The sequence below is a fragment of the Microbacterium testaceum genome (genome assembly GCF_020781835.1).
Taxonomy (GTDB): domain Bacteria; phylum Actinomycetota; class Actinomycetes; order Actinomycetales; family Microbacteriaceae; genus Microbacterium; species Microbacterium testaceum_H.
The window spans coordinates 87,635-108,222 of the sequence record NZ_JAJGNJ010000008.1 but is presented as its reverse complement, the minus strand read 5'-3'; the positions used below and the strand labels follow the sequence as shown (position 1 = coordinate 108,222).

Here is a 20,588-nt window from a genome sequence, read left to right as displayed (position 1 = left end):
GGAGAGGCCGGCATCCGGCGTCTCAGCCGAACTTGGGCAGTTCGGGGGTGGTGGAACCGGACGGGATCACCCGATAGTTCTTGAGCACCTGGGTGAGCGCCTTCTGGAAGGCGGGGGCGTTGGCCGCAGACGACTTTACCGTTCGCGGTTCGTCGAGGTTGACCGCGACGATGTATTGCGGGTCGTCGGCGGGGGCGAAACCGATCATCGTCGTGAAGTACGCGTCGGGCTTGTAGGCGCCCGTGTTCGGGTCGGTCTTCTCACCCGTACCGGTCTTGATCGCCACGCGGTAGCCCGGGATGGCCACCTGTGAGGCCAGTGTCCCCTGCGTGGCGACGTTCTCGAGCATCTGCGACACCTTCGAAGCGGTGTCGGCGGAGATCACGCGCTCCCCCTCGGCGGACGGGACGTCGGTGACGGTGCCGTCCGCGGCGGTGCATCCTTCGACGAGGGAGAGGGGCATTCGCACGCCTCCGTTCGCGATCGTCTGGTACACACCCACCAGCTGCGGGATCGTCACCGCCAGACCCTGACCGAACGTGGTGTTGTAGAAGGTCTGGTCGCCCCACTCGTCGACGGGGTGCAGGATGCCGGCGGACTCACCCGGGAAGTCGATGGCGCTCGGCGTGCCCAACCCGAACTTCTTCATGTAGTCGTAGCGGGTCTGGGCCGGGATCATCTCGCCGAACTTGGAGATGCCGACGTTCGAGGAGTCGATGAGGACGCCGGTCAGGGTGTAGTTGTTCGCGCCGTGCGCGAAGGAATCGGAGACACGAGCGCCTCCGCGGAGCGTCTCCCTCGACGAGGCCGTGACGGTGGTGTCCATGGTGAAGGAGCCGCTGTCCAGACCGATGGCGGCGGTGAGCGCCTTGAAGGTCGAGCCCGGTTCGTTGGGGTCGGTGAACGCCCAGCTGCCCCGCTCCTCCGACGGCGTGGCCGTGGGGTTGTTGGGGTCGACCGTGGGGTACTCGGCCAGGGCGCGCACCTTTCCGGTCTTCGCCTCGACCACGGTGATCGCACCGCGCACCGAGCCGGTGTTCTGGACCTGCTCGGCGATGAGCTGTCCCATGTACCACTGCAGGTCGCGGTCGATGGTCAGCTTCAGGGTTCCGCCGTCGACGGCGGGCTCGGTCTGCACCTCGGTGCCCGGCAGCACGACCCCGTCGCGTCCCTGCTGGAACACCACCTCGCCGTCCCGCGAGGCGAGGCAGTCGTTGTCGGCGAGTTCCAGCCCCGCCAGCGCCTGTCCGTCGCTGCCGACGAAGCCGAGGAGGTTGCCCCCCACCGCGCCGTCGGGGTACACGCGGCCGGCCCTGGGCGGGAAGGTCAGGAACGGCAGTCCCAGCTCGGCCAGGGCCCGGTACTGCTCGGTCGAGACGTCCTCGGCGATGATCGCGTACCGCGAGCCGGGGTCGGCTGCCACGGCATCCGTCACGACCTTCTCGACCTCCGCCGCGTCCTGCCCGGTGACCTGCGCGATCTGCGCGGCGATGTCGGGCCACGTGCGCGTCGTCGCCTGCGTCTCGTCGTCGCCGCGATCGGCCACGCCCTGGACGGCCAGCATCGGGTCGACCTGGACGTCGTAGCGGTGCACGCTCGAGGCCAGCGTCACCCCGTTCTCGTCGACGATGGCGCCGCGCGAGCCGTACTCGACGCGGGAGTTCTGCAGCCCCATCGCCAGGGAGTCGTCCACGTGTTCGCGCGCGTTCACGACCTGGATGTCGACCAGGCGGACGACGAAGGCGACGAGCACGACGAGCACGATGGACAGGGCCACCACCGTACGTCGCCGCGGGGAGCGCGAGAGGGTCGTCGTCATGGGTTTATCGTGTCGCGGGCGTCGGCAGACCGTCGCTGATCGGAGGGGGTGTCGCCGAACCCGTGGCCGGAGCGCTCGGGTCGGCGGCGGCGCCGTCGGCCGGTACGGCGGTGTCGGGCTCGGCAGCCTTCTGCGGATCGGTCACGAGCGGGACGCCCGAGATGAGGGCGTTGCGCACCGATCCCCGCCCCATGGCATCCACCGAGGAGGCGCCCTCCGCGGGCTTGCCGGAGCCGATGACCGCTCCGTCGCTGAGTCGCAGGTAGGTCGGCGTCTCGTCGATGACCATGCCGAGGGCGGCGGCGTTGGCGGCGAGATACTGCGGCGAGTTCAAACCCGCCACCTCGTCGTACAGGATCTGCTTCTGGTAGGTCAGGTCGCGCTGCTGCTGGGTGAGCGAGGCGATCTCGAACGAGCTCTGCGTGGTGAGGATCGACAGACCCATCTGCACCAGGGCGATCGTGACCGCGCCGAGCACGGCGATGACGCCGAAGGCGCGGCGCGGGACGCGACGGCGCGCGGGCGCGTCGACGACGTGCAGGCGCCGGGGCTCTCGCACCGGGATGGGGAACTCCGGCAGGAACGCCGCGTCGATGGTCTGGGGAGCGCTCATGCGTCCTCCTGGATCCGCTCGGCCGCACGCAGACGCACGGGGGTGGCACGCGGGTTGACCGCGCGTTCGTCGTCACCGGCGAGTTCGGCGCCGCGTACGAGCAACCGGAACTTCGGGGCGTGCTCGGGCAGCTCCACGGGTAGCCCGCGCGGAGCAGTGGATGCCGAGGCCTCGGCGAACACGCGCTTGACCAGGCGGTCTTCGAGCGACTGGTACGACAGCACGACGATGCGCCCGCCGACACCCAGCACACTCAGCGCCGCCGGGATGGCGCGCTCGAGCACCGACAGCTCGGCGTTGACCTCGATGCGCAGTGCCTGGAAGACCCGCTTGGCGGGATGCCGCTCGTGCAGCACCGCGGCCGGTGTGGCCGCCTGGAGGATGTCCACGAGCTGACCGGTGCGCTCCAGCGGAGCCTGCTGGCGCGCGGCGATGATCGCGCGGGCGTAGCGGGCTGCGAGCTTCTCCTCGCCGTAGCGCTCGAAGATGCGGCGCAGGTCTCCCTCGCCGTAGGTGGCGAGCACGTGGGCGGCGGTGATCCCGGAGGTCTGGTCCATGCGCATGTCGAGGGGGGCGTCCTGCGCGTAGGCGAACCCGCGGGAGGCCTCGTCGAGCTGCAGCGACGAGACACCGAGGTCGAACAGGATGCCGTCGACCTTCTCGACCCCGGCCGAGGCCACTGCCGCGGCGATGCCGTCGTAGACCGTGTGGACGAACGTCGTGCGCCCCTCGAACCGCGCCAGGCGCTGACCCGCGATGCGGAGTGCGTCGGTGTCGCGGTCGAGCCCGATCAGTCGCGCGGTCGGGAAGCGCTCGAGGAACGCCTCGGAGTGGCCGCCCATGCCGAGCGTGGCGTCGACGAAGACGGCGCCGTCGCGGCTCAGGGCGGGCGCGAGCAGTTCGGCGCAGCGCTCGAGCATCACCGGGGTGTGGATGTCGCGGATGTCCATGATGACGGGGATCCATTCGTGGGCTCTGATCCCCATCCGCTCGACCTGGCGCCGGGGAAGTGCGTCAGGGCGTGCGGCTGGGAATCACAGCCGGCGATCAGAACAGTCCCGGGATCACCTCCTGCTCCATCTCGGCGTAGGTCTCTTCGTTGCTTTCGGCGTAGGCGTTCCAGGCACCGGCGTCCCAGATCTCGGCATGGGCGCCGACACCGGTCACGACGAGCTCGCGGTCCAGGCCGGCGTAGGCGCGCAACGCCGGGGGGACGGTGATGCGGTTCTGCCCGTCGGGCTTCTCGGCACTCGCCCCCGAAAGGAACATGCGCAGGAAGTCGCGGGCCTGCTTGTTGCTGAGCGGAGCCTCGCGGATCCGCTCGTGGACGCGCTCGAACTCCTCGGTGCTGAACACGTAGAGGCAGCGGTCCTGCCCCCGGGTGATCACCACTCCGGCTCCGAGATCGTCACGGAACTTCGCGGGCAGGATGACGCGCCCTTTGTCGTCGAGCTTGGGGGTGTGCGTGCCGAGCAGCATTCGGGCGTCCACCCCCTTCGTCCGGCCTGCGAAGTTTCCCCCACTTTACTCCACAGCCCTCCACTTCGCTATCGAAATGTGGGACTTCTGGGCGACTGCGGTGACGTGTATGGTCCGCACCGCGACCGATCAGCGCCCGCGCGATCCGCCCCATGGCGCGGGACGACACCCGCGCCGGGGCCGACAAGACCCTCCGGTGGAGGAAAAGGGAGGGCCACCGCATCACCGGGGCACAAAAAAACACCGGCTCCGAGGAGCCGGTGTCCGGTGAAGAGGTGGGAGGGTCAGCGACCTTCGTTGCGTCGATCCCATCGGTCGTTCATACGGTCCATGAACGATGCGCCCGACGCACGCGGGGCGCGGGGGCCGGAGGCGCCACGGACGGACGACAGTCGCGACGAGTTGCGCGTGGGGGTGACGGCGAAGACCACGCCGGCCACCATGAGAAGGAACCCGACGACACCGACCGCGATGCCCAGCACCCCGGTGTTGAAACCGATCGAGACGCCCGCGATGAGGGCGCCGAGACCGGCGAGCACGAGGATCGAGCCGAGGACGATGTTGCGATAGCTGAGCGCGCGACTGGGAGCGGTGACGACGTCGGCGTCGTTACTCATGAGATGGCGCTCCATCTCGTCCAGCAGACGCTGCTCCTGTTCGGAGAGTGGCATGCATCCCCCTCTATTGCTCAGTGCGTTCGATTCTACGCGGGGCGTGGATCACTAGGCTAGGCCCGTGCCGACCTCCCCGGAACCGATCGAGGCTGTTTCTCAGCGACTCGACAAGTTCGTGTCTGAACAGATATCGTACGCCTCCGGTCTGGGGACGGAAGCGGAGAAGATGGCCCTCGCGGGGGCCTCTTCGCTGCGGGGCGGGAAGCGCCTGCGGGCCCGATTCCTGCTCACCGCTCGCCGCGCCGTCGATGAGGTCTCCCCCGCAGAGCCGGTCGCGTCCGATGCGGCCGCGATCGGGGTCGCCGCAGCTCTCGAGGTCTTCCAGGCAGCCGCCCTCGTGCACGACGACCTCATCGACAACTCCGACACCCGGCGTGGCCAGCCGGCGGCCCATCGGGCGCTGCAGGCGGTGCACGAGGCGGCGGACTGGGCGGGCGACGCCGAGGCGTTCGGACGCTCCGGCGCCGTCCTGCTGGGTGATCTGCTCGTGGCCTGGAGCGACGATCTGCTCGAGGAGTCCCTCGACGGCGTCCCCACGGCGGGTCCGACCCGCCGCCACTACGCGCAGATGCGCCGCGATGTCACGATCGGTCAGTTCCTGGACGTCGCGGAGGAATCCGCCTACGTCGCCCACGCCGACGACAGCCACGCCGACCGCGCCCTGCGCGTGGCCTCGTACAAATCCGCGCGCTACAGCATCCAGAAGCCGCTGCAGATCGGCGCGGCCCTCGCGGGCGCCGACGACGCTCAGATCGAAGCGCTCGGCCGCTTCGGGCACGACATCGGCATGGCGTTCCAGCTCCGCGACGACGTGCTCGGCGTCTTCGGCGACAGCGCCGTGACCGGCAAGCCCTCGGGCGACGACCTGCGCGAGGGCAAGCGCACGGTCCTGGTCGCGTACGCGCGACACGCGCTGCCCGCCGACCGGCGCGCCGATCTCGACGGCATGCTCGGCGATAGGGGTCTGGATGCCGTGCGCATCCAGGCTCTGCAGCAGACGATCGTCGAGACGGGGGCGCTGGCGCGCACCGAGGAGCTCATCGCGCAGTACGAGCGACAGGCCGAGAACGCTCTCGACGGGGCACGCCTCGGCGATGGTGCCGTGGCGGAGTTGCGGGCGCTGGCGCGGGCGGCGACGCAGCGGACGTCCTGAACCGGCGGGTCGCCGCGGATGTCAGGCGAGGGTGGCCGCGACGCGACGCACTTCGCTCTTGCGTCCGGCCCGGAGAGCCTCGATCGGGGCCACCCCGATCGTCTCCTCCGGCTCCAGGAGCCAGTCGATGGTCTCGTCGGCGTCGAACCCGGCGTCGTGCAGCACGATGATCGTGCCGCGCAGCGACGGGAGCGGGCGGCCGTCGACGATGAAGACCGCCGGTACGCGGAGCACGCCGTCGCGGCGCGTGCCGATCAGGTAGCTCTCATCGAGCAGGCGGCGGACGCGTCCGAGCGGCTCCCCGAGCACCTCGACCAGGTCGGGAAGGGTCAGCCAATCGGTCGCGTAGCGGGGCGTCTCGGTCACCCTGCCACTATCTCATCCCGGAGCGCGTCCGACGCCGATCTCCCCTTCGGTCACATTCGTCACATCCGCCTCACGCGTTGACATCCGTCCCGCGCCATGCGACCGTGGCGGGCAGTCGGAAGAACGGATCCCCCACCATGCGACGACTCCCCGCCCTCCCCGCGCGCCCGCGCGCCCGAACGGTCTGGCCCGCTGCCGTGGCCGGCAGCATCGCTCTCGCACTCGCGGGCGAGAACGCCGCACACGCCGCGCCGCCGGCGTCCGCCCTGTCCGCCGTTCCGCCCTCGCCGCGCACGCTCGGCGCCCCGGCGCTCGCCACGGTCCCCGCCCCGGTGTCGTACACCGTGCAGCCCGGCGACACCGTGTGGGCGATCGCCCGCGCGCACGGACTCGACACCGCCACGGTTCTCAGCGCGAACGGCCTCGACGGGCGCACCATCATCCGGCCCGGGCAGGTGCTGAGCCTCGTCCCGTCCCCGCCCGCGGCGGGCACCTCGCCCGCACCCGCCTCACCCGTACCCGCCTCCCCCGCGCCCGCCCCCATGGTGGGCACGCACGAGGTGCGCCCCGGAGACACGGTGTCCGCGATCGCCTCCGCGAACGGCGTCTCGACGGATGCGGTCCTGGCCGCGAACGGCCTGACCCGTTCCTCGATCATCTACCCGGGCGAGACCCTGCAGATCCCCGCGGCCGGTTCGGGCGCCGCCGCGGGCTCCGTGGCATCCGCGGGTCCCGCGACGGCGCCGGGACTCGACGCCGAGCAGTCCGACAACGCCCGTCTGATCATCCGCATCGGACGTGAGCTCGGCGTATCCGACCGCGGCATCGCCATCGCGCTCGGCACCGCGATGCAGGAATCGTGGCTGCGCAACCTCGACTGGGGCGACCGCGACTCCTTGGGGCTGTTCCAGCAGCGCCCGAGCAGCGGCTGGGGTAGCCCCGAGCAGATCCTCGACCGCGAACGCTCGACCCGCGTGTTCTACGCGGGTGCCGCCGACCCGAACGGTTCGGCCACCCGCGGTCTCCTCGACATCCCCGGCTGGGAGAGCATGGCCTTCGCCGACGCCGCGCAGGCCGTGCAGATCTCGGCCTACCCCGACCGGTATGCGCAGTGGGAGTCTCCGGCGACGATGTGGCTCGCCGTTCTCGGCTGATGCGAAGGTGAGCCGTTCCCCGGGCTCCCAGGGCACGCTCCGTAGACTCGACCCGTGAGCACGAGTCAGCAGGCCGACCCGCTGATCGGCCGTCTCGTCGACGGCCGGTACCGGGTTCGCGCGCGCATCGCGCGCGGCGGCATGGCGACGGTGTACGTCGCCACCGACCTGCGTCTCGAGCGCCGGGTCGCGCTGAAGGTCATGCACGGCCACCTCAGCGACGACACGGTCTTCCAGAGTCGGTTCATCCAGGAGGCCCGCTCGGCGGCGCGACTGTCCGACCCGCACGTGGTCAACGTCTTCGACCAGGGCCAGGACGGCGACATGGCCTACCTGGTCATGGAGTACCTGCCCGGCATCACGCTGCGCGAGCTGCTCCGCGAGCACCGCCGCCTCACGGTCGATCAGACCCTGACGATCATGGATGCCATCCTCTCGGGCCTGGCGGCCGCCCACCGCGCCGGGATCGTGCACCGTGACGTCAAGCCCGAGAACGTGCTGCTCGCCGAGGACGGGCGCATCAAGATCGGCGACTTCGGTCTCGCGCGCGCGACCACGGCGAACACCGCCAGCGGCGCTCAATTGATGGGGACGATCGCGTATCTCGCGCCCGAGCTCGTCACCCGCGGAACCGCCGACGCCCGCAGCGACATCTACTCCCTCGGCATCATGCTCTACGAGATGCTCGTCGGCGAGCAGCCGTACAAGGGCGAGCAGCCGATGCAGATCGCTTATCAGCACGCCACGGATTCCGTTCCTCGCCCGAGCGCGAAGAACCCCGGCGTCCCCGAGCAGCTGGACGAGCTCGTGCTCTGGGCGACCGAGCGCGAGCCCGCCGAGCGCCCGCTCGACGCGGGGGCGATGCTCGAACGACTGCGGGAGGTCGAGAAGGAGCTCGGGCTGGCTCCGCAGGTCGCCCGCGCCGTCGCCGTCGGCACCGTGGCGGCGAGCGACGCCGAGTCCCGCGAGCTGACGAAGGTCCTGCCCCAGACCGCGGCGGCGCCCTCCACACCTGCCGAGAACGTCGACAACGCGACCCGCCTGCGCCAGCGCACCCGTCGACGCACCACGGGCGGTATCTGGCTGTTCGCCCTGGTCCTGATGCTCGCCGCCGGCGCGGCCACGGCCGGGTGGTGGTTCGGCTCGGGTCCGGGGTCGCTCGTGGCGGTGCCGGACGTCTCGCGCATGAGCTACGCCGACGCTGAGGCGCTGCTGACTCAGGAGCAGCTCGCCGCGCAACCGCAGGAGGTCAACGACCGCGAGATCCCGGCCGGTACGACCGTCGGTTCCGACCCCGAGGTGAACACACGGCTCGACAAGGGCACCGTCGTCACGGTGTTCGTCTCCATCGGGCCGGCATCCCACCAGATTGAGGCACTGGGCGGCCTACCAGCAGACGATGCCCGCGGCATGCTGAACAACGCGGTGGTGACCGTCGGCGACGACGCCCGCGAGTTCGCCGACGCTGACGTGGGCACCGTGCTCTCGGTCACCGTGACGCCCCGGGCCGGCGGCGAGCCGTTCTCGTGCACGGACGGCTGCACCGTTCTTGAGGGGGATTCCGCGTCGATGCTCGTCTCCAGCGGCCCAGTGCCGGATGTCGCCGGGCTCGGCGTCGACCGCGCAGTCCGCGAGCTCGAGGCCGCGGGCCTCCAGGTGTCGGGTGAACGTCCCACCGAGTACAGCAACTCGATCGACGAAGGAGCGGTCATCGGCATCCTGGACCGGCCGGAGGAAGGCAACTGGCGCCCCGGTGAGACCGTCACCCTGTTGATCTCGGAGGGGCCGCGGCCGATCGTCGTCCCCGACGTTTCGGGCCGAACGGTCGCGGAAGCGATGGATGCACTACGATCAGCCGGCTTCGAGCCGGGCACCGCCCTGCCCGAGCTGGTATGGGGCATCTTCACTGTCAGCCGCACCGATCCCGAGCCGGGAACGAGTCACCGTCCCGGCACGTCCGTGAGGGTGTTCAGCACAGGCTGATCCCGCCGATTCGGACAGAATGCCCCCGGGTCGCAACAACCCGGGGGCACTCTTGCCTGGACTCGTAGCCGCGGATCAGCGCTTCTCGAGCTCCTCGGCCACCAGGAACGCCAGTTCGAGGCTCTGGCGGTGGTTCAGACGCGGGTCGCACAGGCTCTCGTACCGCGTCGCGAGGGTGGCCTCGTCGATCATCTCCGACCCGCCGAGGCATTCGGTGACGTCGTCTCCGGTCAGCTCGACGTGGATGCCACCCGGGTGGGTGCCCACCTGGCGGTGCGCCTCGAAGAACCCGCGGACCTCGTCGACGACGTCGTCGAAACGCCGCGTCTTGTAGCCGGTCGGGGTCGTGATGCCGTTGCCGTGCATCGGGTCGGTGACCCACAGCGGCGTCGCCCCGGACGCGCGCACCGCCTCGAGCAGCGGCGGCAGGGCCTCGCGGATCTTGCCCGCGCCCATGCGCGTGATGAACGTGAGGCGGCCGGGCTCGCGCTCGGGGTCGAGCTTGTCGATGAGGGCGAGAGCGGTCTCGGGCGTGGTCGTCGGGCCGAGCTTCACCCCGATGGGGTTGCGGATCTTCGAGAAGTAGTCCACGTGCGCCCCGTCGAGTTCGCGCGTGCGCTCGCCGATCCACTGGAAGTGCGACGAGGTGTTGTATGCCAGACCGGTACGGGAGTCGATGCGGGTCATCGGGCGCTCGTAGTCCATGAGCAGACCCTCGTGGCCGGTGTAGAACTCCACGCGGGTCAGCTCGTCGAAGTTCGCACCCGCAGCCTCCATGAACTTGATCGCACGGTCGATCTCGGTCGCCATGCTCTCGTACGCCTGGTTGGCGGGATTGCTCGCGAAGCCCTTGTTCCAGCTGTGCACCTCACGCAGATCGGCGAAACCGCCCTGCGTGAAGGCGCGGATGAGGTTCAGGGTCGAGGCAGCCGTGTGGTAGCCCTTCAGCAGGCGCGCGGGGTCGGCCTTGCGCGATTCCTCCGTGAAGTCGTAACCGTTGACGATGTCGCCGCGGTAAGCGGGCAGCGTCACGTCGCCGCGCGTCTCGGTGTCGCTCGAACGGGGCTTGGCGAACTGCCCCGCCATACGTCCCATCTTCACCACGGGCATCGAGGCGCCGTAGGTGAGCACCACGGCCATCTGAAGGACGGTCTTGATGCGGTTGCGGATCTGTTCGGCGGTCGCGCCGGCGAAGGTCTCGGCGCAGTCGCCGCCCTGGAGGAGGAACGCCTGGCCCGCGGCTGCCCGGGCCAGTCGGTCACGGAGGATGTCGACCTCGCCGGCGAAGACGAGCGGCGGGAGGGTGGCCAGTTCGGCGGATGCCGCGGCCACCGCGGCCTCGTCATACCACTGGGGCTGCTGCTTGATGGGCAGGGTCCGCCAGTGGTCGAGGTCGTGGAGCTGCTGATTCACCCCTGAAGTCTAGTGGCGGCCCGACGGCGCCTTCGCCGCCTGAGCGCTGGCCAGACGGTCCTTCACGGTGGAGGCGTAGACGTCCTCGTACCGCTGCTCGCCCAGACGCTGCAGCGCCACCATGATCTCGTCCGTCACGGAGCGCAGGATGTAGCGGTCGCTCTCCATGCCCTCGAACCGGGAGAAGTCCAGCGGCTCCCCGATGACGATGCCGACGCGCCCGACCCGCGGCACGCGCTGGCCGATCGGCATGATCGCGCCGGTGTCCACCATCACGACCGGAATGACGGGGACCCGCGCCTCGAGCGCCATGCGGGCGATACCGGTGCGGCCGCGGTACAGCGTGCCGTCGGGGCTCCGGGTGCCCTCGGGGTAGATGCCGAGCAGCTCCCCGCGGCCGAGGACGCCCAGACCCGTATTGAGGGACGCCTCGGACGCCTTGCCTCCCGAGCGATCGATGGGCAGCTGGCCCGTCGCCGTGAAGAAGAGCCGGGTGGCCCAGCCCTTGAGACCCTTGCCCGTGAAGTAATCGCTCTTGGCGAGGAACGCCATGCGCCGGTCGATCATGAGAGGCAGGAAGATCGAGTCGGAGAACGACAGGTGGTTGCTGGCGAGGATCGCCGCACCCTCCCGAGGGATGTTGCGCCGGCCCACGATCCACGGACGGAACACGGCCTTGATGACCGGCCCGATGACCACGTACTTCATGAGCCAGTAGAACATCGTCAGCGTTCCTTCCCTGCGAGGTCGGCGACCCCGATGAGACCGGCGTCATTGCCCAGTCGCGCGATCGTGAACTCCGCCACCGGACGTTCACCGTACCCCGGGAGCGACGTCTCGTACGCGAGCTGGACCGGGACGAGGAGGTCGGCACCGAGCTGGGCGACTCCTCCGCCGATGACGAACAGCTCCGGGTCGAGCACGGCCTGGAACCCCCCGCAGGCCTCGCCGAGAGCCGTCGCGACACGGCGCAACGCCTCGACGGCACCCGGATCGCCCGCCAGCACGAGGCGCGACACCGCGGGCCCGGGGATGGCCCCCTTCTCCGCGCGCACCGCGGCCAAAGCCGCGCCGATACCGCCGTCGTCCGCGATGGCGTTCGCCTCGCGCTGCAGCGCGCGCCCCGAGGCGTACTGCTCGAGGCATCCGTTCTGGCCGCACCCGCACGGCAGGCCGCCACGCACGAAGCGCATGTGCCCCAGCTCACCGCCGATGCCGTGACCGCCGCGGAAGAGCTCACCGTTGGTGACGACGGCACCGCCGACCCCCGTGCCCATCGTGAGCATGACCATGTCCCGCACGCCGCGGCCCGCGCCGAAGCGGTACTCGCCCCAGCCGGCGGCGTTGGCGTCGTTCTCGATCGTCACGGGCGCTCCGAGGCGGCCCTCCAGGCGCGCACGCAGCGGCTCGTTGCGCCAGTCGATGTTCGGGGCGTAGATGACGGTGCTGCGGTCGCGGCTGATGAAGCCCGCGGCCGCGACTCCGATGGCGCGGATCTCGTACGCCCGGCGCAGGTGATCGGCCATGTCGACCACGGCATCCACGAGAGCGGCCGGATCGATCGGGGTGTCCACGCGGAGTTTCTCGACGATCGTGCCGTCTTCCTCGACGACGCCACCGGCGATCTTCGTGCCGCCGATGTCGATACCGATGTTGCGCACCCGCGCTCCCCTCCGGCCCGCCCCGCGGCTCGGCCCGCAGCAGTCTAGCCATCGCGGCGCACCCGCGCCGACACCGCCGGGGACCGCTGATTCCGCGGCGGTGTGCGACTAGACTCGATGGACCGATAGACCTTCTTTCCGGTACACAAAGGAGTTGCCGTGATCCAGTTCGACCTTCCCCCGGTCGTTCCCGCCGACCCGAGCGCGAACACGTCCGATCTGCTCGCCGACCGGGTGGCAGCCACACCCGACCGGCCCTTGTTCGCCGTTCCCGACGGAGCCGGGTGGCGCGACGTGTCCGCGCGCGACTTCGAGCAGCAGGTCATCGCCCTGGCCAAGGGATTCGTCGCCGCCGGCATCCAGCCCGGCGAGAAGGTCGCCTTCATCGCCCGGACGACCTACGACTGGACGCTCGTGGACTTCGCTCTGTTCTACGCCGGTGCCGTCATGGTGCCGGTGTACGAGACGAGCTCGCCCTCGCAGATCTCGTGGATCCTGTCCGACTCGGGCGCGATCGCCGCCATCGTGGAGTCCACCGAGCACGGTCAGCGCCTCGACGAGGTCCGCAGCGACCTTCCGCTCGTGCGCGAGGTGTGGGCGATGCACGCCGGCGACCTCGACGCGCTCGTGGCGCGCGGGACGTCCGTCGAAGACGCCGAGATCGCGCGGCGACGCTCGATCGCGAACAGCTCGGACATCGCCACGCTCATCTACACCTCGGGGTCGACCGGACGCCCGAAGGGCTGCGTCCTCACGCACGGGAACTTCGTCGAACTCGCGCGCAACTCGGCGAAGGCGCTGCACGAGGTCGTCGAGACCCCGGGAGCCTCGACCCTGCTGTTCATCACGACCGCGCACGTGTTCGCGCGTTTCATCTCGTTGCTGAACGTCCACGCCGGCGTGAAGACCGGACACCAGCCCGACACGAAGCAGCTGCTGCCGGCGTTGGGGACCTTCAAGCCCACGTTCCTCCTGGCGGTCCCGCGCGTGTTCGAGAAGGTGTACAACTCCGCCGAGCAGAAAGCCGAGGCGGGGGGCAAGGGCAAGATCTTCCGCGCCGCGGCCGCGGCCGCCGTCGAGCACTCCGAGCGTCAGCAGCAGGGCAAGCCCATCCCGTTCCTGCTGAAGATCAAGTTCGCCCTCTTCGATCGGCTCGTCTATTCCAAGCTGCGGGAAGCCATGGGCGGGCGCGTCGTCTACGCGGTGTCGGGATCCGCTCCGCTCGGCCCGCGCCTCGGGCACTTCTTCCGCAGCCTCGGCGTCGTCATCCTCGAGGGCTACGGCCTGACCGAGACGACGGCACCCGCGACCGTGAACCTCGCGACGAAGTCCAAGATCGGCACCGTCGGACCGGTCCTCCCGGGCGTCGGTATCCGCCTCGCCGACGACGGCGAGATCCAGGTGCGCGGCATCAACGTTTTTTCCGAGTACTGGCGCAATCCCGAGGCCACGGCCGAGGCGTTCGACGGCGAGTGGTTCAAGACGGGCGACATCGGCGCGTTCGACTCCGACGGCTTCCTGTCGATCACCGGGCGCAAGAAAGAGATCATCGTCACCGCCGGCGGCAAGAACGTCGCCCCCGCGGCCCTGGAGGACCCGATCCGCGCCAACCCGATCGTCGGTCAGGTCGTCGTGGTCGGGGACCACAAGCCGTTCATCTCCGCCCTCATCACGCTTGACCCCGAGATGCTGCCCACGTGGCTGGCCAACAACGGCCTCCCCGCCGACATGTCGCTCGCCGACGCGGCGAAGAACGAGACGGTGCGCGCCGAGGTGCAGGGCGCGATCGATCGTGCGAACACTCGCGTCTCACGCGCCGAGTCGATCCGGAAGTTCACGATCCTCCCCACGGAGTGGACCGAGGCCAGCGGGCACCTCACGCCGAAAATGAGCATCAAGCGCAACGTGATCGTCAGCGATTTCGCCGATGCCATCGAAGACATCTACGCGGTGCCGATCAACACCACCAACGTCTCGCTCCCCTGACCGCCCGCGAGAACAGGCCCGGATACGAGGACAGGCCGATCCTTCGCGGATCGGCCTGTTCTCGTGGCATCCCCTGTTCTCAGGACGGGATGCGCGGAGTCAGAACCAGTCGCTCTCGCGGATCTGGCGCATGGCCTCGCGGCGGCTGTCGGCCGGAAGACGTGAGAGGTACAGCTTTCCGTCGAGGTGGTCGGTCTCGTGCTGCAGCGCCTGCGCCAGCAGACCGTCCCCCTCGAGCACGACCTCATTGCCGTCGAGATCGGTGCCGACGACCTTCGCCCAGGGGTGACGCAGCGCCTCATGCCACAGCCCGGGCACGGAGAGGCATCCCTCCCCCACCGGTTCGGGCTCGCCCCGCGTCTCGACCAGGACGGGGTTCAGCACGTACCCGATGTCACCGTCGATGTTGTAGCTGAAGGCGCGCAGGCCGACGCCGATCTGCGGTGCGGCGACTCCCGCCCGACCCGGGGGCTGGACGGTGTCGAGGAGGTCGCGGACGAGGGCGCGGATGCCGTCGTCGATCACCTCGATGGGCGCGCTGGGCGCGCGCAGGACGGGGTCACCGAAGAGGCGGATGGGACGGACAGTCATGCCACGGCCGCCGGGGTGCGCAGGCCCTCCACCACGGCCGCGGCGAGCTCGCGCGCGGCCTGCCGTGTCGCAGGCTGCAGGTCGCGGAACACGATTGCACTGCCGGCGGCGACGTGGGCGTCGTACGGCATCCGGATGATGGCCCGCACACGGGTGCGGAAGTGCGCCTCGAGTTCGCTCTCGCGCACGAGGGGCGCGCCGGGACGGGCGGTGTTGAGCACGACGACGGCGTTGCGGACCCGGTCGGCGTAGCCGTTGGTCTCCAGCCAGGTGAGTGTCTCGGATGCCAGCCGCGCCTCGTCGACCGACAGCCCCGCCACCACCACGAGCGAGTCGGAGAGCTCGAGGGTGGCCTCCATGACGGAGTGCACGATGCCGGTACCGGTATCGGTGAGCACGATGGAGTAATAGTGCGCGGCGACATCGGCGACTCGGCGATAGTCCTCGTCGCTGAACGCCTCGGACACACGGGGATCGGAGTCGGATGCCAGGACGTCCAGGCGCGTCGTATCGCGAGCCACGATCGACGACACGTCGCTGTATCCCTCCATCTCGTCGTGCGCGCGCACGAGATCGCGGACGGTCCGACCGTTGGGCCGGCCGACGCGATCGGCGAGGGTCCCTCGGTCGGGGTTGGCATCGACCGCGATCACACGGTCGTCGCGCGCGTCGGCGAGAGCCATGCCCAGGAGCGAGGTCACCGTGGTCTTGCCGACCCCGCCCTTGCGCGAGAGCACCGGAACGAAACGCGCGTCACCCGGCAGAGGCGTCGCGATCCGGCGGTCGAGGTCTTTACGCGCCCGCGCGCGGCGACCGTCGCCGAGGTTGATGCGGTGCCGTGAGACCGAGTACACCAGCTGCTGCCACAGTCCCTCCGGTTCGGGACGGGAGATCTGCCGCGGATCGAGCAGGCGATCCGCGGTGAGCAGATCGGGGCTCTCGCGGCTGTCGTCGATCTCGCCGAGGCGCTTGGAGGTGAGTGTCACATCGGTGCCGGGTGTGCGAACCCGCTCCGTCGCGTGGACGCGGCTGGCGCGCGCCGCCTCGTCGGCCTGGTGCACCTCGCGGCGCGTCAGCGGAACGGTGCCGATCACGCCGGTGGTGGCCCGTTCGGCGCGGGTGCGGGGCACGGGGCCGGTCGCGGGAGCGGACTCCGGCGCCGATGCGGCGGCGGGCTCGGGTGCAGCGGCAGGGCGCGCGGCGGATCCCGGCTCGACCGCGTCCGCAGGCTCGGGCGTATCGGTGCCCTCCGGTGCGGTCGCCTGCTCCGCGGCAGGCGTCGCAAGGTCGCCGGCGGCGTCCGCGGCGGGCTCCGGTGCGGCGAATTTCCCCGCGGCGGGAACGGCGGTGTCGTCGGCGCGCACGGCGGTGTCGTCGGCAGGCTCCGGCGCGGCGGCGGCGGGCGGCTCGATGGAGTCGGCGGGCTCCGGCGCGGCGGCGGCGGGCGGCTCGATGGAGTCGGCGGGCTCGCTCGGTTCGGCGTGCTCGGGCTCGTCAGCGTCATCGGCCGCGTGGGCACCATCGGCCGTGCCGACGCCATCCGCCGCGTCGGCGCCCTCGGGCTCCGTGTGCTCGGCCGCGACGGGCTCGGGCTCCTCGCCGACGGGCTCGGGCTCGTCGGCGACGGGATCGGCCGGGCGGTCCTCCGCGTCGAGGTCGTCGGCGTCGTCGACGTCGGACGGCTCGCCGGCGCCGTCGTGATCGGGCGAGGCGGCAGCCGCGTCCGCGTTCTCGTCCGGCGTCGCCTCGCTCGGGTCGGCCGCGGCATCCCCGCCGGCCGGCTCAGCGGCGCCCTCGTCGGGCACGATCTCGGCGTCGTGGACCTCGGCGCCGGCGTCGTCCGGTTCGGCCGCGTCGTGCGGCTCGAGGATGATGTCGCCGGTGTGCAGTTCCTCGAGTTCGGGGTCGCGCGTGGGTGCGGCGACCTCGGGTTCGGGGACGTGCGTGAGCAGCGGCGGCTCGCCGGCATCGGGCACGTGCACGATGCCGACGACCTCGAAGCCGCGGGATTCGGGGTCGATGATCGGCATCTCGTCTTCGACGACGTCGTCGTCGACGTCGTCCTCGTCGGACACGGGCAGGTCGACGTTGACCTGTGCGATGTGTCCGCCCAGGATGCTGATGCTGGACGTTTCGAGCGATCCGCTGTCGTCGAGGACACCGTGTTCGGCGCCGTCGTCGGGGGTCTCGTCGGTGCGGTCGGGGGTCACTGCAGTCTCCAAAAGGGAAAGGGGGCGCGAAGAGCGCCCCCTTTCAGGCTACTGCGCCGGACGGACGACGAGCAAAAGGTCGCCGGCCTCCACCTGCTGCGTGGCCCCGACGGTGAGGCGTTCGACGACGCCGTCGACCGGGCTCGTGATCGCGGCCTCCATCTTCATCGCCTCGATCGAAGCCACCGGCTGACCCGCGGCGACGCGGTCTCCGACCGCGGCCTTGAGAGTCACCACACCCGAGAACGGCGCTGCCACCTGGCCGGGCTTGGACGTGTCGGCCTTCTCCGCCTGCCGCGCCTCGACGTCGATGGAGCGATCACGCACGAACACCGGGCGCAACTGCCCGTTGAGCGTGGTCATGACAGTGCGCATGCCCTTGTCGTCGGCATCACCGATCGCCTCGAGGCCCACGAACAGCTGCACGCCGCGCTCGATCTCGACCGTGTGCTCGCCTCCGGCGCGAAGGCCGTAGAGGTAGTCGGCGGTGTCGAGGACGCTGAGGTCGCCGTACGTCGCTCGCGTCTCGAGGAACGTCCGGGTCGGCGCCGGGAAGAGCAGCGAGTTCAGCCGTGCCCGACGCGTCGCCGAATCGCCCGCGAGAGCCGCCGTGTCCTCATCGGTGAGCGCCGTGACGCCCACCTTCACGTCGCGACCGGCGAGCACCTTGGACCGGAACGGCTCCGGCCACCCGCCCGGGAGGTCGCCGAGCTCGCCCGCCATGAACGACACGACCGAATCCGGGATGTCGTATTTCTCGGGACTGCGTTCGAAATCGTCCGGGTCGGCCTTGACCGCCGCGAGGTGCAGGGCGAGATCGCCCACGACCTTCGACGACGGGGTGACCTTCGGAACCCGCCCCAGGATGCCATCGGCCGCGGCGTACATGTCCTCGATGAGCTCGAAGTCGTCCGCCAGGCCGAGGGCGATCGCCTGCTGGCGGAGGTTCGACAGCTGCCCGCCCGGGATCTCGTGGTGGTAGACCCGCCCCGTGGGACCGGGCAGGCCCGACTCGAAGGGGCGGTACAGATGACGCACCGCCTCCCAGTACGGCTCGAGGTCGGAGACCGCAGCCAGGTCGAGGCCGGTGTCGCGCTCGGTGTGGGCGAGCGCGGCGACGAGGGCCGACAGCGACGGCTGGCTCGTCGTGCCCGACAGGGGAGCCGCGGCGGCGTCGACGGCATCCGCCCCCGCCGCCGAAGCGGCGAGAAGTGTCGCGAGCTGACCGCCTGCGGTGTCGTGCGTGTGCACGTGCACGGGGAGGTCGAACCGTTCGCGCAGCGCCGCGACCAGGCGTGCCGCTGCGGCCGGGCGCAGGAGTCCCGCCATGTCCTTGACCGCGAGGATGTGGGCGCCCGCCGCCGCGATCTGCTCAGCGAGCCGCAGGTAGTAGTCGAGCGTGTACAGGTCCTCGCGCGGGTCGAGCAGGTCCCCGGTGTAGCAGACGGCGACCTCGGCCACGGCGGACCCGGTGGCCAGCACCGCGTCGATCGCGGGCCTCATCTGCGAGACGTCGTTGAGCGCGTCGAAGATCCGGAAGATGTCGATCCCGGATGCCGCGGCCTCGGCGACGAAGGCATCCGTCACCTCCGTCGGGTACGGGGTGTACCCGACGGTGTTGCGCCCCCGCAGGAGCATCTGGATCGCGACGTTCGGCAGCGCCTGACGCAGCGCGTCGAGCCGTTCCCACGGGTCTTCGCCGAGGAAACGCAGGGCGACGTCGTACGTCGCGCCGCCCCACGCCTCGACCGAGAGGAGCCCGGGCGTCAGGCGCGCGACGTAGGGCGCGACGCGGGCGAGGTCGCGCGTGCGCACGCGCGTGGCCAGCAGCGACTGGTGAGCGTCGCGGAAGGTCGTCTCGGTGACGGCGAGGGCGGTCTGCTCGCGCAGGGCGCGCGCGAACCCGACCGGCCCGAGCTCCTGCAGACGCTGTCGCGAACCGGCCGGCGCCGGCGCGACCAGATCGATCGCGGGGAGCTTGCTGCCCGGATCGACCGACAGCGGGTTCTCGCCGTTCGGGCGGTTGACCGTGGTGTCCACGAGCCAGGACAGGATCTTGGTGCCGCGGTCCTTCGACTCGCGGCCCTTCAGCAGCTCGGGACGCTCGTCGATGAAGGAGGTGCTGAGGTCGCCGGCGACGAACGCGGGGTCGTCGAGCACGGCCTGCAGGAACGGGATGTTGGTCGAGACGCCGCGGATGCGGAACTCCGCCAGGGCGCGGCGTGCCCGCGCGACCGCCGCCCCGAAATCGCGCCCGCGGCACGTGAGCTTGGCGAGCATCGAGTCGAAGTGGGGGCTGATCTGCGAACCGGCGGCGGTGGTGCCGCCGTCGAGGCGCACCCCCGCTCCGCCCGGCGACCGGTACGTCGTGATCTTGCCCGTGTCGGGACGGAAGCCCTGCGTGGGGTCCTCGGTCGTGATGCGGCACTGCAGCGCCGCGCCCCGCAACCGGATGCGGTCCTGGGTCAGGTCGAGGTCGGTGAGGGTCTGCCCGGCCGCGATGCGCATCTGCGACTGCACGAGATCGACGTCCGTGACCTCCTCGGTGACGGTGTGCTCCACCTGGATGCGGGGGTTCATCTCGATGAAGACGACCTCGCCCGCCCGCGGGCCCGCCGTTTCGAGCAGGAATTCCACCGTCCCGGCGTTCTGGTAGCCGATCGAGCGTGCGAACGCGACGGCGTAACGGTGGAGGTCCTCCCGCACGGCGTCGTCGAGGTTCGGCGCCGGCGCGATCTCGATGACCTTCTGGTGGCGGCGCTGCACCGAGCAGTCGCGCTCGAACAGGTGGACGTTCTCGCCGGTGGCATCCGCCAGGATCTGCACCTCGACGTGACGCGGGCGCTGCACGGCCTGTTCGAGGAACATCCGCGGGTCGCCGAAGGCGCTCTGCGCCTCGCGCATGGCCTCGGCCAGCGCCGGGGCGAGCTCGCCCGGCGACTCGACACGGCGCATGCCCCGACCGCCGCCGCCGGCGACGGCCTTGGCGAACAACGGGAACCCGATTCCCTCGGCCTGCGCGACCAGTGCGTCGACGTCGTCGGAGGCCGCCGTCGACCTCAGCACGGGGACGCCCGCGGCGATCGCGTGCTCCTTGGCGGTGACCTTGTTGCCCGCCATCGACAGCACCGCGGCCGGCGGACCGATGAAGGTGATGCCGTGGGCGGCGGCCTTCTCGGCCAGCTCCGGGTTCTCCGACAGGAAGCCGTAGCCGGGGTAGATGGCATCCGCCCCGCACTCGCGGGCGACGCGGATGATCTCGTCGACGTCGAGATAGGCGCGCACCGGATGCCCGCGTTCACCGATCTGATACGCCTCGTCGGCCTTCAGCCGGTGGAGGGAGGCACGATCCTCGTAAGGGTAGACCGCGACGGTGCGGGCTCCTACCTCGTAGGCGGCGCGGAACGCCCGGATGGCGATCTCTCCGCGGTTGGCGACCAGGATCTTCGAGAACATGCACACCTCACGTCAAGCAGGCGGAGCTGA

16 protein-coding genes are annotated in these 20,588 nt (G+C 70.6%); 4 read left to right on the top strand and 12 right to left on the bottom strand.

Features of this window, described 5'->3' with window-relative positions; genetic code table 11:
- Positions 1-22 precede the first annotated feature (22 nt).
- The 5 genes from LL239_RS12760 to LL239_RS12740 form a co-directional block, all read right to left on the bottom strand.
- Complete coding sequence (locus LL239_RS12760; RefSeq protein WP_228163817.1) at positions 23-1,819, bottom strand: peptidoglycan D,D-transpeptidase FtsI family protein; 1,797 nt, start codon at positions 1,817-1,819, stop codon at positions 23-25.
- A 4-nt stretch (positions 1,820-1,823) separates the two neighbouring features.
- Positions 1,824-2,432 (bottom strand): hypothetical protein, encoded by a 609-nt coding sequence (locus LL239_RS12755; RefSeq protein WP_228163816.1) that lies wholly within the window; start codon positions 2,430-2,432, stop codon positions 1,824-1,826.
- Entirely contained in the window at positions 2,429-3,382 is a 954-nt protein-coding gene (gene rsmH, locus LL239_RS12750) for a 16S rRNA (cytosine(1402)-N(4))-methyltransferase RsmH (protein WP_228163903.1), read from the bottom strand. The genes LL239_RS12755 and rsmH overlap by 4 nt, the downstream gene beginning before the upstream one ends.
- A gap of 97 nt (positions 3,383-3,479) precedes the next feature.
- Positions 3,480-3,911, bottom strand: coding sequence for a division/cell wall cluster transcriptional repressor MraZ (mraZ, locus tag LL239_RS12745; RefSeq protein ID WP_228163902.1), 432 nt, complete (start codon positions 3,909-3,911; stop codon positions 3,480-3,482).
- Positions 3,912-4,195: 284 nt separating this feature from the next.
- Complete coding sequence (locus tag LL239_RS12740; RefSeq protein WP_228163815.1) at positions 4,196-4,582, bottom strand: DUF3040 domain-containing protein; 387 nt, start codon at positions 4,580-4,582, stop codon at positions 4,196-4,198.
- 118 nt (positions 4,583-4,700) lie between these two features.
- On the opposite strand from LL239_RS12740, the gene LL239_RS12735 reads away from it, so the two are divergent.
- On the top strand, positions 4,701-5,738 hold the full coding sequence (locus LL239_RS12735) for a polyprenyl synthetase family protein (RefSeq protein ID WP_308218582.1): 1,038 nt from the start codon (positions 4,701-4,703) through the stop codon (positions 5,736-5,738).
- Positions 5,739-5,759: 21 nt separating this feature from the next.
- Here the strand turns inward: LL239_RS12735 and LL239_RS12730 are convergent, their stop codons facing one another.
- Positions 5,760-6,104: an Rv2175c family DNA-binding protein gene (locus LL239_RS12730; RefSeq protein ID WP_228163813.1), complete on the bottom strand. Its 345-nt coding sequence runs from the start codon at positions 6,102-6,104 to the stop codon at positions 5,760-5,762.
- Between the two features lie 137 nt (positions 6,105-6,241).
- On the opposite strand from LL239_RS12730, the gene LL239_RS12725 reads away from it, so the two are divergent.
- Together LL239_RS12725 and pknB are read left to right on the top strand one after the other, a co-directional pair.
- Complete coding sequence (locus LL239_RS12725; RefSeq protein WP_228163812.1) at positions 6,242-7,258, top strand: LysM peptidoglycan-binding domain-containing protein; 1,017 nt, start codon at positions 6,242-6,244, stop codon at positions 7,256-7,258.
- A 54-nt stretch (positions 7,259-7,312) separates the two neighbouring features.
- Positions 7,313-9,241, top strand: coding sequence for a Stk1 family PASTA domain-containing Ser/Thr kinase (gene pknB / locus LL239_RS12720; protein WP_228163811.1), 1,929 nt, complete (start codon positions 7,313-7,315; stop codon positions 9,239-9,241).
- A gap of 75 nt (positions 9,242-9,316) precedes the next feature.
- On the opposite strand, the gene LL239_RS12715 is transcribed toward pknB, so the two are convergent.
- The 3 genes from LL239_RS12715 to LL239_RS12705 are packed head-to-tail and all read right to left on the bottom strand — an operon-like array spanning position 9,317 to position 12,315.
- Positions 9,317-10,654 (bottom strand): class II 3-deoxy-7-phosphoheptulonate synthase, encoded by a 1,338-nt coding sequence (locus LL239_RS12715; RefSeq protein ID WP_228163810.1) that lies wholly within the window; start codon positions 10,652-10,654, stop codon positions 9,317-9,319.
- Positions 10,655-10,663: 9 nt separating this feature from the next.
- Entirely contained in the window at positions 10,664-11,377 is a 714-nt protein-coding gene (locus tag LL239_RS12710; protein ID WP_228163809.1) for a lysophospholipid acyltransferase family protein, read from the bottom strand.
- A gap of 2 nt (positions 11,378-11,379) precedes the next feature.
- The gene (locus tag LL239_RS12705; RefSeq protein WP_228163808.1) at positions 11,380-12,315 is read right to left on the bottom strand and encodes an ROK family glucokinase; all 936 of its coding nucleotides are present in this window, start codon (positions 12,313-12,315) and stop codon (positions 11,380-11,382) included.
- Positions 12,316-12,474: 159 nt separating this feature from the next.
- Between LL239_RS12705 and LL239_RS12700 the strand changes: the two genes are divergently transcribed.
- Positions 12,475-14,301, top strand: a complete 1,827-nt coding sequence (locus LL239_RS12700; RefSeq protein ID WP_228163807.1) for an AMP-dependent synthetase/ligase — start codon at positions 12,475-12,477, stop codon at positions 14,299-14,301.
- A 99-nt stretch (positions 14,302-14,400) separates the two neighbouring features.
- Here the strand turns inward: LL239_RS12700 and LL239_RS12695 are convergent, their stop codons facing one another.
- From LL239_RS12695 to LL239_RS12685, 3 genes are read right to left on the bottom strand one after another with little or no spacing between them, the layout of a single operon-like run.
- Positions 14,401-14,892 carry a peptide deformylase gene (locus LL239_RS12695; protein ID WP_228163806.1) on the bottom strand — a complete coding sequence of 164 codons (492 nt, stop codon included), beginning with the start codon at positions 14,890-14,892 and terminating at the stop codon, positions 14,401-14,403.
- On the bottom strand, positions 14,889-17,102 hold the full coding sequence (locus tag LL239_RS12690; RefSeq protein ID WP_228163805.1) for a nucleotide-binding protein: 2,214 nt from the start codon (positions 17,100-17,102) through the stop codon (positions 14,889-14,891). Before LL239_RS12690 ends, LL239_RS12695 begins: the two co-directional genes overlap by 4 nt.
- A 48-nt stretch (positions 17,103-17,150) precedes the next feature.
- Positions 17,151-20,558, bottom strand: coding sequence for a pyruvate carboxylase (locus LL239_RS12685; protein WP_228163804.1), 3,408 nt, complete (start codon positions 20,556-20,558; stop codon positions 17,151-17,153).
- Between the last annotated feature and the right edge of the window lie 30 nt (positions 20,559-20,588).